15 protein-coding genes and 1 pseudogene are annotated in these 13679 nt (G+C 67.0%); 9 read left to right on the plus strand and 7 right to left on the minus strand.

Features of this window, described 5'->3' with window-relative positions:
* Positions 1-35: 35 nt before the first annotated feature.
* From Q0L89_RS03325 to Q0L89_RS03340, 4 genes are all read left to right on the plus strand, one after another.
* On the plus strand, positions 36-824 hold the full coding sequence (locus Q0L89_RS03325) for an exodeoxyribonuclease III (RefSeq protein WP_296762537.1): 789 nt from the start codon (positions 36-38) through the stop codon (positions 822-824).
* A gap of 66 nt (positions 825-890) precedes the next feature.
* Positions 891-1808 (plus strand): co-chaperone YbbN, encoded by a 918-nt coding sequence (locus tag Q0L89_RS03330; RefSeq protein WP_296762539.1) that lies wholly within the window; start codon positions 891-893, stop codon positions 1806-1808.
* A gap of 27 nt (positions 1809-1835) precedes the next feature.
* Positions 1836-2483 (plus strand): LON peptidase substrate-binding domain-containing protein, encoded by a 648-nt coding sequence (locus Q0L89_RS03335; RefSeq protein ID WP_296762540.1) that lies wholly within the window; start codon positions 1836-1838, stop codon positions 2481-2483.
* Positions 2480-2698 (plus strand): Trm112 family protein, encoded by a 219-nt coding sequence (locus Q0L89_RS03340; RefSeq protein WP_296762542.1) that lies wholly within the window; start codon positions 2480-2482, stop codon positions 2696-2698. The genes Q0L89_RS03335 and Q0L89_RS03340 overlap by 4 nt, the downstream gene beginning before the upstream one ends.
* A gap of 16 nt (positions 2699-2714) precedes the next feature.
* On the opposite strand, the gene Q0L89_RS03345 is transcribed toward Q0L89_RS03340, so the two are convergent.
* Complete coding sequence (locus tag Q0L89_RS03345) at positions 2715-3971, minus strand: UbiH/UbiF/VisC/COQ6 family ubiquinone biosynthesis hydroxylase (protein WP_296762543.1); 1257 nt, start codon at positions 3969-3971, stop codon at positions 2715-2717.
* 51 nt (positions 3972-4022) lie between these two features.
* Between Q0L89_RS03345 and Q0L89_RS03350 the strand changes: the two genes are divergently transcribed.
* A complete protein-coding gene (locus tag Q0L89_RS03350) occupies positions 4023-5351 on the plus strand; it encodes an amidase (RefSeq protein WP_296762545.1) in 1329 nt (442 codons plus the stop codon).
* A 15-nt stretch (positions 5352-5366) separates the two neighbouring features.
* Here the strand turns inward: Q0L89_RS03350 and Q0L89_RS03355 are convergent, their stop codons facing one another.
* The 5 genes from Q0L89_RS03355 to Q0L89_RS03375 all read right to left on the minus strand — a co-directional run bounded on the left by Q0L89_RS03355 (position 5367) and on the right by Q0L89_RS03375 (position 8691).
* Positions 5367-5666, minus strand: a complete 300-nt coding sequence (locus tag Q0L89_RS03355; protein ID WP_296762547.1) for a 4a-hydroxytetrahydrobiopterin dehydratase — start codon at positions 5664-5666, stop codon at positions 5367-5369.
* Positions 5663-6880: a GNAT family N-acetyltransferase gene (locus tag Q0L89_RS03360; protein WP_296762549.1), complete on the minus strand. Its 1218-nt coding sequence runs from the start codon at positions 6878-6880 to the stop codon at positions 5663-5665. Before Q0L89_RS03360 ends, Q0L89_RS03355 begins: the two co-directional genes overlap by 4 nt.
* A 30-nt stretch (positions 6881-6910) precedes the next feature.
* Positions 6911-7678 carry a glycerophosphodiester phosphodiesterase family protein gene (locus Q0L89_RS03365; RefSeq protein WP_296762550.1) on the minus strand — a complete coding sequence of 256 codons (768 nt, stop codon included), beginning with the start codon at positions 7676-7678 and terminating at the stop codon, positions 6911-6913.
* Complete coding sequence (locus Q0L89_RS03370) at positions 7675-8139, minus strand: RidA family protein (RefSeq protein WP_296762551.1); 465 nt, start codon at positions 8137-8139, stop codon at positions 7675-7677. The genes Q0L89_RS03365 and Q0L89_RS03370 overlap by 4 nt, the downstream gene beginning before the upstream one ends.
* Before the next feature lie 78 nt (positions 8140-8217).
* Positions 8218-8691 (minus strand): HlyD family secretion protein, encoded by a 474-nt coding sequence (locus tag Q0L89_RS03375; protein WP_296762553.1) that lies wholly within the window; start codon positions 8689-8691, stop codon positions 8218-8220.
* Between the two features lie 191 nt (positions 8692-8882).
* On the opposite strand from Q0L89_RS03375, the gene Q0L89_RS03380 reads away from it, so the two are divergent.
* Complete coding sequence (locus Q0L89_RS03380) at positions 8883-9641, plus strand: VacJ family lipoprotein (protein ID WP_296762555.1); 759 nt, start codon at positions 8883-8885, stop codon at positions 9639-9641.
* Complete coding sequence (locus tag Q0L89_RS03385) at positions 9631-10236, plus strand: phospholipid-binding protein MlaC (RefSeq protein WP_296762557.1); 606 nt, start codon at positions 9631-9633, stop codon at positions 10234-10236. The genes Q0L89_RS03380 and Q0L89_RS03385 overlap by 11 nt, the downstream gene beginning before the upstream one ends.
* A gap of 22 nt (positions 10237-10258) precedes the next feature.
* Here Q0L89_RS03385 and Q0L89_RS03390 read toward each other — a convergent pair whose 3' ends face one another.
* Complete coding sequence (locus Q0L89_RS03390) at positions 10259-12385, minus strand: transglycosylase domain-containing protein (RefSeq protein WP_296762559.1); 2127 nt, start codon at positions 12383-12385, stop codon at positions 10259-10261.
* Between the two features lie 258 nt (positions 12386-12643).
* On the opposite strand from Q0L89_RS03390, the gene Q0L89_RS03395 reads away from it, so the two are divergent.
* On the plus strand, positions 12644-12982 hold the full coding sequence (locus Q0L89_RS03395; RefSeq protein ID WP_296762561.1) for a P-II family nitrogen regulator: 339 nt from the start codon (positions 12644-12646) through the stop codon (positions 12980-12982).
* A 55-nt stretch (positions 12983-13037) separates the two neighbouring features.
* Positions 13038-13679, plus strand: a pseudogene (locus Q0L89_RS03400) (ammonium transporter); the annotation flags it as partial.

Here is a 13679-nt window from a genome sequence, read left to right on the forward strand (position 1 = left end):
GGGCACGGGTGAACGGGAATTCGGGAGTCCGCCACATGCCTTTCACCCTTGCGACATGGAACATCAACTCGGTCCGGCTGCGCGAGGGGCTCGTGTGCCGCCTGCTGCGCGAAGAGGCGCCCGACGTGCTGTGCCTGCAGGAATGCAAGTCGCCGGTCGACAAGATCCCGACCGAGGCATTCCGCGATCTGGGCTATGGCCACATGGTGGCGCGTGGCGACAAGGGCTATAACGGCGTCGCGATCCTGTCGCGGCTGCCGCTGGAAGACGCCGGCGCGCTGGATTTCGCCGGCCTGGGCCAGGCCCGCCACGTCGCCGCAAGGCTGGGAAACGGCGTGCTGATCCACAATTTCTACGTGCCGGCGGGCGGCGACAAGCCCGACCGGGCGGTGAACGACAAGTTCGGCCAGAAGCTGGATTACCTCACCGACATGCGCGACTGGTTTCACCGCGAAGGCGCGGCGCGGTCGATCCTGGTGGGCGATCTGAACATCGCCCCGCGCGAAGACGATGTCTGGAGCCACAAGCAACTGCTGAAGGTCGTCAGCCACACGCCCGTGGAAGTCGCGCACCTAGGCGATGCGCAAGAGGCGGCGAAATGGGTCGACGTGACGCGCACCGACATCCCCGAGGGGCAGCTTTATTCGTGGTGGTCCTACCGCGCGCGCGACTGGGACACCGCCGACAAGGGCCGGCGGCTGGATCACGTCTGGGCCACGCCCGACATTGCAGGCGCGGCGCATTCCTCGCGCATCCTGCGCGCCGCGCGCGGCTGGGAAAAGCCAAGCGACCATGCGCCCGTCTTTGCCGAATTCGATCTGTGATCGGGGCTTTGATTCGGCGCCGCGGACCCTCATATAGGGGGCAACTGATTTGAAGGGTGACACGACATGCTGGAACTAGGGCAAAGCCAACCGCAACCTGCGGGCGATCTGATCAAGGATGTGACCGAGGCCGATTTCATGGCCGAGGTCATCGAGGCCTCGCAGACCGTGCCGGTTATCGTTGATTTCTGGGCGCCGTGGTGCGGCCCGTGCAAGACGCTGGGTCCGCAGCTTGAACAAGCAGTGACCGCCGCGGGCGGCGCCGTGAAGATGGCCAAGGTCAACGTCGACCAGAACCAGGCGATCGCGGGGCAGTTGCGCATCCAGTCTATCCCAACCGTCTATGCCTTCTGGCAGGGACAGCCGGTGGACGGCTTCCAGGGCGCGGTCGCCGGGTCCGAGGTCGAGGCCTTCGTCAAGCGCTGCGCCGATCTGGCCGGCGGGGCCGAAGGCGGCGGCGGCCTGGCCGAGGCGATCGAAGCGGCCGAGGCGATGCTGGCCGAGGGCGCAGCCAGCGATGCCGCGCAGACCTTCGCCGCAATCCTGGACGAGGATGGCAGCAGCGCCGAGGCCTACGGCGGGCTGGTGCGCGCGCATATCGCGCTTGGCGATCTCGACCAGGCCGAGGCGGTACTGAACGGCGCACCGGTGGAGATTTCCAAGGCGGCGCCACTGGAGGCCGCGCATGCGCAACTGGAGCTCGCCCGGCAGGTGGCCGAGGCCGGGCCGCTGGACGATTTGCGCGCCGCAGTCGAGGCGAACCCCGACAGCCACCAGGCCCGGTTCGACCTGGCGCAGGCGCTTTATGCCAACGGCAAGGTCGACGACGCGGTCGAGGAACTGCTGAACGTGGTGCGCCGCGACCGCGACTGGAACGACGGTGCCGCCAAGCAGCAGCTTTTCAAGATCTTCGACGCGCTCAAACCTAACGACCCGGTGGCGCTGAACGGGCGGCGCAAGCTCAGCTCGATCCTGTTTGCCTGAACCGATGGGCGGGCTAGGTTAGACGTCATGACGAAACGTCCCGACCTGCCCCGCACCATCCCGGTCTTTCCGCTGCCGGGGGCGCTGTTGCTGCCGCGCTCGCGCCTGCCGCTGCACATCTTCGAGCCGCGCTATCTGGCGATGCTGGACGACGCGCTCAAGACCCCCGAGCGGCTGATCGGGATGATCCAGCCCAACAGCCGCGGCGGGCGCGACGACAGGGGCTTGCAGCAGATCGGTTGCGCCGGGCGGATCACGCAGTTTTCGGAAACCGAGGACGGTCGCTACATGATCACGCTTACGGGCATGTCGCGCTTTCGCGTCGCGCGCGAGGTCGAGGGCTTTACCCCCTACCGGCGCTGCGAGGTAACCTGGGACGGGTTCGAGCGCGACCTCGTCCGCAAAGAGGAAGCCGATACCGACTTCGACCGCGCCGCGTTCATGGACCTTCTGTCGCGCTACTTCGCCAGCCGCCAGCTTCAGACCGATTGGGAAACCCTGCGCGAGGCGGAAGACGAATTGCTGATCAATTCGCTGTCGATGATGCTGGATTTCGACCCCGAGGACAAGCAGGCGCTGCTGGAGGCACCCTGCCTTTCGACGCGGCGCGAAACCCTTGTCACCCTGATCGAATACGATCTGCGCGGTGGCGATTCCGAGGAGATCATCCAATGACCGACCCTCAACAAGACCCCGCGGAGCGCCGACAGGCGACACCGCGTTTCGACCGCCACATGCTGGCGGCGCTGATTTGTCCCAAGACCGGCGGCCGGCTGGAATACGATGCCACCCGGCAGGAACTGATCAGCAAGAGCGGCCATATCGCCTACCCGATCCGCGACGGCATCCCGGTAATGCTGATCGACGAGGCGCGCGCGCTCGACGACTGAGCGCCGAGGCCGCGTCTCAGGGTTGCATCAGTTCGGGCAGATCGCCAGTCAGGCCGGCCGCCTCGCGCATCAGCCCGCGGCGCAGAGCCGGGACCGCGTTGATCGCCCCCAACCCCAGGTCGCGCCCGGCGCGCACCAGCGGGTTGTCGTTGGAAAACAACCTGTTGGTCATGTCGGTGGTCAGCGCCAGCGTCGCCGTGTCGAAGCGGCGCCATTGCTGGTAGCGGGCCAGAACATCCGGCGCGGCAATGTCCTCGCCACGGCGGCTGGCATCTGAGAGCACCTGCGCCAACGCGGCCACGTCGCGCAGCCCGGCATTGAGTCCCTGCCCGGCGATCGGGTGCATCCCGTGCGCGGCGTCACCGATCAGCGCCAGCCGCTCGGCCACGAAGGCGTTGGCGATGCTCAGGCTCAGCGGATAGCGATAGCGCCCCCCGGCGAGGCGGATATCGCCCAGGAAATCGCCGAAGCGCGGGCGCAGCATCTCGATATACTCGGGCTCGGGCAGGGCATGGAACCGCGCCGCGTTCTGGTGCGTTTCCGACCACACGATCGACGAGCGGTTGCCCGGCAGCGGCAGAATCGCCAGCGGCCCGGGCGGCATGAAGAACTGGTGCGCGATGCCGTGATGGGGCAGGTCATGCTCGATCGCGCAGACCAGCGCGGTCTGCCCGTAATCCCAACCGGTGCGCTTGATAGCCGCGCGCGCCGCGGTGCCCGATTCGCGCCCGTCAGCGCCCACCAGAACGCGCCCGCGCAAGCATCGCCCGTCGTCGAGCGTCAGCGTCACGCCGACCTCGTCGACATCCTGCACGGTGACGCGGGCGGCGTTGATGCGGGTGCTGGATGGCGTCTCGGCCATCGCCCCCTGCAGCGCGCGGCGCAGGAAGCGGTCTTCCAGCATGTGGCCCATCGGGCCTTCCTCGATCTCGGCATGATCGAAGTGCAGAAAGAAGTTCGACAGCGGTCCCTCGCCGGCGCGCCCATCGCTGACCTTGATTTCCAGGATCGGCTGGCTGTCGTCGGCCAGCTCGTCCCACAGTCCCAGGTTGCGCAACAGCCGCACCGACGACAGCGCCAGCGCGTAGGCCCGCCCGTCGAAGGCGGCATCGGTGAGATCCGCGACGGGATGCGCGTCGATCACCGTGGCGGTCAGCCCGGAACGGGCGGCGGCAAGGGCAAGCGCCGGGCCGTTGAGCCCGCCACCGACGATCAGAAGGTCGCTGTCATGTGTCATGTGCCCCAATATGGGCAGCGTGGCGGGATTGTCCATGCGCCGCGCTGCCGCTACGGTCGCGAAAACCGTATTGAAGAGGGGCAGGACATGGACGAGCGGCTTGGAATGAGCGCGGCGGAGCTGGGCCGCGCGATCGGGCGCGGCGCGGTTGACCCGGTGGAACTGACGCGCGCCTGCCTTGATGCGGCCGCGGCGCACCCGATGGGTGCGCGCATCTATGCCCGGCTCACGCCCGAGCGCGCCGAGGCCGAAGCGCACGCCGCCGCCGAACGGGCGCGGTCGGGCCAGCGGCTTTCGCCGCTCGACGGGGTGCCAGCCAGTTGGAAAGACCTGTTCGACACCGCCGGCGTGGCGACCGAGGCGGGGTCGGCCCTGCTGGCGGGGCGAGTGCCGAAACGCGACGCGCGGGTGCTGCGCAATGCCACCGCGGCGGGGCTGGTCTGCCTTGGCAAAACCCACATGAGCGAGCTGGCGTTTTCCGGCCTGGGGCTGAACCCGATCACCGAAACGGCGCCCTGCGTGCACGACCCGGCGCGCGTCGCCGGTGGTTCGTCATCGGGGGCAGCGGCCAGCGTCGCGCACGGGCTGGCGCCGGTTGCGGTGGGCAGTGACACCGGCGGGTCGGTACGCATCCCGGCGGCATGGAACGATCTTGTCGGCCTCAAGACAACCCACGGCCGGCTGTCGCTGGAGGGCGTGGTGCCGCTGTGCGAGACCTTCGACACTGTCGGCCCGCTGGCCCGCACGGTGGAAGACGCGGCGTTGATGCTTGGGCTGCTCGAAGGTGGCCCGGCGCCCGACCTGCGCGGTGCGTCGCTGAAGGGCCGGCGCTTCGCGGCGTTGCAGACGGTGGTGATGGACGATCTTGACGACGCCCCCGCGCGCGCCTTCGCCGATGCCACGGCGGCCCTGCAAGACGCCGGTGCACAGATCACACCGCTGGAGGCGCCAGAAATCGCCCACGCGATGGAATTGTCGGGCGTGCTGTTCACCACCGACGCCTACGGCTATTGGCGCGACAGTATCGAGGCGCACCCCGAGGCGATGTATCCCCCGATTCTGGAGCGATTCAGGGCCGGGCAGGCCCATTCGGGCCCCGATTACGTGGCCGGCTGGATCGCGCTGCGCCACTACCGCGCACAATGGGCGGCGCGGGTAGCAGGGTTCGACGGGGTTCTGATGCCGTCGTGCCCCTCGGTGCCGCCGGAAATAGACCGGCTGCAAACCGACGGCGCCTATTACGTGCGCGAGAACCTGCGCGTGCTGCGCAACACAAGGGTGGCCAACCTGATGGGGCTGTGCGCGGTCACCCTGCCCACCGGCGTGCCAAGCAGCGGGTTGATGATCGCGTCGACGGGGCGCGAGGAGTCGCTGCTGCGCATCGCCCACGCCGCCGAGGCGGCGCTGGCGGGCTGAGCACATTCCGGTGGGTCACTCCCCGGCGAGTTGGTCGAACTTGCGCGCCAGCTTGGCATCGAGCGCGCTCAACCCGTCCACGTCGTGGGTGGTCAGCGTCACCTCGACGGTCTTGTAGACGTTGCGCCATTCCGGGTGGTGATCCCACTTCTCGGCCCAAAGCGCGGCGCGTGTCATCCACGCGAAGGCGTCGGTGAAATCGGTGAACTCAAAGGTCTTGGTGATCGCGTCGCGGCCTTCGGCCATAAGCCAGCCATTGTCCAGAAGCGGCGCCAGCATGGTCTTGCGGCCCGTGTCGCTGAGTTTCTCGGTCATTGCTGTTCCTCCACTTGGGCATTTTTGAAAGGGCCGTAGTCGGTCAGGATCTCGATATCCTCCGAGACCGCCGCGCGTTCGGCATCGAGGTATTGCGCCACCGCCCGTGCAAAGCCCGGATCTGCGATCCAGTGCAACGAATGGGTGCGCGCGGGCAGATAGCCGCGGGCGATCTTGTGTTCACCCTGGGCGCCGGCCTCGACCCGCGCCAGCCCGTGCTCGATGGCAAAATCCATGGCACGATAATAACAGCATTCGAAATGCAGGCAGGGATGATCTTCGACACAACCCCAGTAGCGGCCAAAAAGCGCTTGCCGCCCGATGAAGTTGAGCGCCCCCGCCACCGGCCGCCCGCCACGAAAGGCCATCACCAGCGCCACGTCGTCGCGCATGTCCGCATGGACCCGCTCGAAGAAATCGCGTGTCAGATACGGCATGCCCCATTTGCGCGCCCCGGTGTCCTGGTAGAAGGTCCAGAACGCATCCCAGTGCGCGGGTTCGATCGCGTCGCCGGTGAAGGTATGAACCTCGCCGCCGAAGGCGCCGGCGCGGGCGCGTTCCTTGCGGATCATCTTGCGCTTGCGCGCGTTGAGCGCGGCGAGGAAGGCATCGAAATCGGCGTAGCCCCGGTTGTGCCAGTGGTATTGCTGCGTGACCCGGTGCATCAGGTCGAGGGCGGTCGCCGATTGCGCCTCGTCCTCGGTGCAAAAGGTGACGTGCAGCGACGACAGCCCGTTTTCCGCCGCCAGTTGCCGTGCGCCCTGCACCAGCGCGGCGCGCCCGGCCTCGGTATGCCCCGGCCGGGTCAGCAGCCGCCGCCCGGCGGCGGGGGTAAAGGGCACCGCGATTTGCAGTTTCGGGTAGTAGCGGCCGCCGGCGCGTTCATAGGCGTGCGCCCAGTTATGGTCGAAGATGTATTCGCCCTGACTGTGACCCTTGGCGTATAGAGGGGCGCAGGCAATGACCTGGCCGCCCTGGTGCGCGGTCAGGTAGCTCGGCTGCCAGCCGGTGCCCGCCCCGACCGAGCCGCTATCCTCAAGCGCGCGCAGGAACCGGTAGGTGGTGAACGGGTCGATGGGGCGGCCGCCATCCGCGGCCTCGGGGCAGGCGCAGGCATCCCAATCGCCCGGCGTGATGTCCGCCAGCGTGCCATGGGTGCGAATCTCCACTGTCTTGCTCACCGCTTCGGCCTTTTCCGTGATGGTGGTGCCCATGCGAAGAAACTGGTCTCCAGCGAAGCGTGTTCAAGACGGTATCGGCGGAAGGTAGCCCTCGAAGGTGATGTTGTGGGCCACCTTGCGCGCCTCGGCCTCCTGCCTCGGGGTGCGGATCGTCCAGCACAGGATCGCCGCACCGCGGTTGGTCAGATCGCTCACGCGCGGGCGGTTGAGGTCACGCGCCTCGTGGCTGATGAAGCTGGCGCCGACATGATTGAAATCGGGAATCGCGCGCAGCCGCTCCAGCGTGCCGGCGGGCAGCAGCGGCCAGTCCTCGGGCGTGAAGGAACAGGTCGTCAGGCCGCGCGGCAGGTCGGGGGCCAGCGCAGCCATCCTGAGCATGGATTGCGGGTTGAACGACATCACCGCCGCCGGCCCCTCGTAGCCCGAAAGCGCCGTTGCGGCGGCCTGTTCCAGCCGGCCCAGGTTGCCGCCCATGGCGCCGTCCTGATCCTTGATCTCGATCAGCAGCGGCACCCGCCCGGCGACCAGGTCAAGCACCTCGGGCAGGGTGCGCACGGTGTCGCGCCCGCCCTTGAGCGGGATGCGCGCCAGTTCGGTGGCGCTGCGTTTGCGGATCGGCCCGCCTTCGATGGTCAGGCGCCCAAGGTCGTAGTCGTGGAACACCATCGCCTGCCCGTCCGAGGACAGTTGCAGATCGATCTCGATGCCGTAGCCGGCGTCGATGGCGGCGCGGATGGCGCTGAGCGAGTTCTCGGGCCGCCCCGCGTCGATATCGTGCAGGGCGCGGTGTGCGATCGGGGCCTTCAGAAAGGCGTCGGGAAGTGTCGTCATGCGATCTGGAACAACCCGTCTATTTCCACCGCCACGCCCATCGGCAGCGACGGCGCCGAAACCGCGGCGCGCGCGTGACGACCGGCTTCGCCCAGGGCCTCGACCATGAAATCCGAAGCACCGTTGATGACTTGCGGCTGCTCGGTGAATTCGGGGGTGGAATTGACGAACCCGGTCAGCTTGACCACCCGCCGAAGCCGATCGAGGTCGCCGCCGCAGGCCACCTTGAGTTGCGCCAGCAGGGCGATGGCGCAGGCACGCGCGGCGCCGGCGCCTTCCGCGGTCGTCATGCCGTCACCCAGCTTGCCGGTGATCAACCCGTCCGCGTCGCTGGCGATCTGGCCCGAGATGTGCACCATGTCGCCCACCTGCACGAACGGCACGTAATTTGCGGCGGGCGCGGGCGCGTCGGGCAGCGTGACGCCCATGTCGGCAAGGCGTTTCTCGATGGCGCTGGTCATGGCATCCTCCGGCTGGTTGCATCGCGCGGACGCTAACCGGAATCGCCCCGGTTGGAAAACGAAAACCGCGTGCCGGCGTCATTCGCGAAAGGCGCGGCTGAAGTAGTCAGCCAGCGGCTTGACGAGGTAGGCAAGCGGGGTGCGATCGGCGGTGCGGATGAAGGTTTCCACAGGCATGCCGGGGATCAGCACCGCGCCGTCGGGAAGCTTGGCCTGTTCGCCCTGGGCCATGACGATGCGGGCACGGTAATAGGCCCGGCCGGTGCGCTCGTCCTCAAACGTGTCGGCTGATATCTGCGAGACGCGGCCGACCAGTTCCGGGGTGTTGCGCCGGTCGAGCGCGGTAAAGCGCAGCAGCACCCGCTGGCCGGGAAAAACGCGGTCGATGTCGGTCGGGGCGATGCGAGCGCGGATGATCAGCGGCCGGTTCTGCCGCCGTGCGGCGCGCAGTTCCGAAAGGCCGGCGTCTATATTCCTGTCGCGCATCGGGGTGTGCCCAATCCTGCACTTGTCGCTGACTTCCCTTAGAGCATGCCCGGCCGCCGCGGTCACCGTCCAGGTTGCGCAAATTGTCGCCAAACTGCCACAGCCCCGCGACAAGTCGTGCAGCCGCTCTGGGTTCAACCGGGTTACGATTTAGGTTAGGGGGATAGTCACGCATCGCGCACAGGTCCGAATTTCGTATGTTCTCTTTGCCCCGCCCCCGATTCAGCCGATTCGCTTTACTCGCGGCGGCGCTCGCCGTGGCCGGCTGCACGCCGCACGATGGCGCAGTGACGCGCGACGGGTTCTTCGACCCCTACGAAGAGAACAACCGCGCAACGCACCGGTTCAACCGGGCGCTCGACCGGGCGCTGGTACGACCGGCAAGCGGTGCCTACGGCGGGGCCGTGCCGACGGGGCTGCGCGACAATGTCAGCAATTTCGCGCAAAATCTCTCGACCCCGGGGATGGCGGTGAACCACCTGTTGCAGGGCGACCTGCGCGGCAGCGGCATCAACCTTTACCGGTTCGTCATCAACAGCACCTTCGGGATCGGCGGCATCATCGACGCGGCCGGCGCATTCGGGGTGACCGCCGAGGAAACCGATTTCGGCGAGACGCTGCATGTCTGGGGCGCACCCGAGGGCGCCTACCTGGAACTGCCGGTTCTCGGCCCCTCGACCGAACGCGACGCGGTGGGCAAGCTGGTGGATCTGTTCACCAACCCGCTATCCTACACCCTTCCCAGCCCCGAACGACATTACGCCCGAGCTGCCCGCGTGGCCAAACGCCTGGGCGACCGGGGCCGATACGGCGACACGGTCGATTCGATCCTGTATGACAGCGCCGATAGCTATGCGCAGGCGCGGATGATATACTTGCAGTCCCGCCGGTTCGAACTGGGCGGTGACATGGATGCCCTTTACACAGACCCTTACAGCACCGATGGCGGGACCGCCGGTGCAGACTCAGACGAGGCCCCCTATGCCGATCCCTACGCCGATCCTTATGCCGAGTAACCACAGCCGCCGCGCCATCCTTGGGCTGGCCGCCGGGGTCGCCGCGATGGTGGCGCTGCCCGGGCCGGCACGGGCGCTTGATACGCAGCGCGCCAAGGTGCTGGTCGACAAGGTGGTGGCCGATATCAACGCGGTCATTTCCTCCGGCCGGTCCGAAACCCAGATGTATCGCGATTTCGAGCGCATCTTTGAACGCTACGCCGATGTGCCGACCATCGCGCGGTACGCGCTTGGGGTCGACGCGCGGCGCGCCTCGGCGGCGCAATTGCGTGAATTTACCGAAGTGTTCAAACGCTACATATCGGTGAAATACGGCCGCCGGTTCCGCGAATTCATCGGCGGCAAGATCGTGGTGAACGAGGCCCGCAAGATCAAGAGCTTCTACGAGGTCAGGACAACCGCCCACCTGCGTGGTGAGGCGCCCTTTGCCGTCACTTTCCTGGTCTCGGACCGCAGCGGCGCCGACAAGTTTTTCAACATGTTCATCGAAGGCGTGAACATGCTGCTGACCGAACGGAGCGAAATCGGCGCCATGCTGGACGCGCGCGGCCGCGATATCGACCGGATGATCGCGGATCTGCGCAAGATCGGCTGATCTCCGCGCGCGGCGGATCGCCTCAACCGCCGCCCAGCAAGCCGCGCAACAGCTGCTCGATCGGGTTCCGGGGCCGCGCAGCGCCGGGCGCCTGCGGTGCATCGACCGGCTTCACGGGGTCCGGCGCGCGCATCGGCAGTGGGCGCGGTGCGTCGCCTTCGTGCACACCGGCCATCACCTCGTGCCAGATCTCGGCCGGCAGCCCCCCACCGGTGACTCCGCTCAGCGGCGTATTGTCGTCATAGCCCATCCACACCCCGGCGACGTAATCGGCGGTAAAGCCGATGAACCAGGCATCGCGCGCCGCCTGCGTGGTGCCGGTCTTGCCGGCCGCCTGCCAGCCGTCGAGCGCCGCGCGGCGGCCGGTGCCCTGGGCGACGACGCGGTGCATCATCCATGCCAGTTGCTCGGCGGCGTCGCGGCGAATCACCCGTTCCTCGATTCCGCCGGTCGCGGTCATAAGCGGCTCGTCCTCGCCCAGCATGGTCAGGCTTTGCAGCCCGTAGGGCGTGACGGCACTGCCGCCGTTGAGGATGCCGGCATAGGCGCCCGTCATCTCGATCAGGGTCGATTCGGACGCACCGAGCGCGAGCGCCGGGCCAAGGGCCAGGTCCGACTCGATGCCGAAATCGGCAGCGATGCGACGCACCCGCTCCAGCCCGACGCTCTGCGCGATCTTGACCGCCGGCACGTTGAGCGAACTGCGCAGCGCCTCGGCCAGGGTGACGGTGCCGTGATACTTGCGGTCGTAGTTCTGTGGCGACCACGGCCCCGAGCCCGGCACGTCGATGGTAAGCGGCGCGTCCTCGACGGTATCCAGCGGCGAATAGCCCAGTTCCAGCGCCGCGGCATAGACGAACGGCTTGAACGCCGAACCGGTCTGCCGCAGCGCCTGGGTGGCGCGGTTGAAGGCCCCGATTGCACGGGTGTCGCGCCCGCCGACCATGGCACGCACCGCGCCGTCGGCTGACATCACCACCACCGCCGCCTGCGCCTTCGATCCGTCGCGCACCTCGTCCTCGAACACGCGGGTAAGGCCCTCTTCGGCGGCGGTCTGGATGCGCTGGTCCAGCGTGGTGCGGATGATCACGTCATCGCTGGTGTTGCGGGTAAAGAAATCAGGCCCCGAGGACATGACCCAGTCGGCGAAGTAACCGCCGGCGCGGGATTCTGCCGCCTCGGACAGAGCAGCGGGATTGTCGAGGGCACGCTGCGCCGCGTTGTCCGACAGGTAGCCCTGTTCGTGCATCAGCCCGATCACCACCGAGGCGCGGTTGCGCGAACGTTCCAGATTGTTGGTCGGCGCCAGCGTTGTGGGCGCGGTCAGCAGGCCGGCCAGCATGGCGCCCTCGGTCGGGGTCAGTTGGGCCGCGGACTTGCCGAAGAAACGTTGCGCCGCCGCCTCGGCCCCGTAGGCGCCGCCGCCCATGTAGGCGCGGTTGAGGTAGACCGTCAGGATATCGTCCTTGGAATACTTGGCCTCCATCGCCAGCGCGAAGATCGCCTCCTTGGCCTTGCGCCAGAGGGTCGATTGGCGGCAATCGGCCTCGTAGGCGGCCTCGTTTTCCCATTCGGCCGGGTCGTACTGCACGCCCAGGCACAGCAGCTTGGCCGTCTGCTGCGTGATCGTCGATCCGCCGTTGCCCGACAGCGGGCCGCGCCCCTCGCTCAGATTGATGCGGATCGCCCCGGCAATGCCGATCGGATCAACGCCGATATGGCGGTAGAAACGCTTGTCCTCGGTGGCCACGACCGCGTTTTTCAGGTGCGGCGACACGGTATCGGCGGTGACAACGCCACCGAACTGATCGCCGCGCCAGGCGAACACCGCGCCGTCGCGATCGAGCATGGTGACCGAGCCGCTGGCACGCCCGTCAAGAAGATCCCCCACCGGCGGCAGCGTGGCATAGACATAGGCGGTGGCTAGCCCGACGATCAGCGCCATGACCAGCCCGATACGCCAGATGAACGCCCAGATCACCCGCCAGACCAGCCGCACCAGGCCCAGTACCGCCGCCACGACAGGGTTGCGCCGCTTGCGGGTCTTGCGCCGGGGCGCGCCCTTGCGGGGTTTGCGTGGCGCCGCCTTGCGCCCGCCATGGCGTTTGTCGGCCACGAGGCGAGGAGTCTTTCGTCCTGAATTCTTCATTCGCTGCGCTGCCCGGACCTTGTTTTTGCGCATCATACGCGCCGTGGCGGGAAATGTTGACCCTGTGCTTGGCTCTTCCCGAATATAATTACTGCACAAAATTTAGGCGTATAGCACATAGTGACTAATACTTGTGCGGCATGCTGCCATTTCCGGGCAGGATTGCGCGCCCAACCCTTTCGCGGCAGGGGCATCGGCGGCTTTGCTGCAGGTGCAAACAGGCGGGCTGCCCCGTCGCAAGCCATGAAGGGGACCAAGGTGAAACTAGTCATAGCGACGATCAAGCCGTTCAAGCTGGAGGAGGTCCGCGAGGCGCTGACCGATATCGGCGTGCGCGGCATGATGGTGACCGAGATCAAGGGCTTCGGCGCTCAGTCCGGCCACACCGAAATCTATCGCGGCGCCGAATACGCCGTGAATTTCGTACCCAAGATCAAGCTCGAAATCGCGGTCAGCGATTCGATGGCCGACCAGGTGGCAGAGGCGATCACCAGCGCCGCCCGCACCGGCAAGATCGGCGACGGCAAGATCTTTGTTCTGGATCTGGCACAGGCCATGCGCGTGCGCACCGGCGAGAGCGGCGAAGATGCGCTGTGATCGCCGATGCCCCGCACGCAAGCGTGAAATCACTTACTCGAAAGGACAAGAGTACATGAAACCCATCGTGAAATCCGGGCTGGTGGCCGCGGCCGTCCTGATGCCGGGTCTGGCCCAGGCGCAAGATGCCGCGCCGACCGCCGTGCCGACCGATTCGGTCTTTATCTTCAACACGCTGCTGTTCCTGATCGGCGGCTTCCTGGTGTTCTGGATGGCGGCGGGATTCGCCATGCTCGAGGCCGGCCTGGTGCGTTCCAAGAACGTTGTGATGCAGTTGACCAAGAATATCGGGCTCTTCTCGGTCGCGGCGATCATGTACTACGTGATCGGCTACGTCCTGATGTATCCCGGCGACGGCTGGATGGTGCCGGCGTGGTTGGGCGCGCTGGGCGTCGCGATACTTGAGCCGGTGGGCGTGACCGCGGCCAATGCCGACGCCTACGACTATGCCTCGACCGGGTCGGACTACTTCTTCCAGCTCATGTTCGTGGCCACCACCGCCTCGATCGTGTCGGGCACCGTGGCCGAGCGGATCAAGCTCTGGCCGTTCCTGGCGTTCGTGGTGGTGCTGACGGCGCTGATCTACCCGATCCAGGCCAGTTGGAGCTGGGGCGGCGGTTACCTGTCGGAAATCGGCTTTTCCGATTTCGCCGGCTCGACCATCGTGCATTCGGTCGGGGGCTGGGCGGCGCTCACC

The organism is Sediminimonas sp. (genome assembly GCF_024637375.1).
GTDB lineage: Bacteria > Pseudomonadota > Alphaproteobacteria > Rhodobacterales > Rhodobacteraceae > Sediminimonas.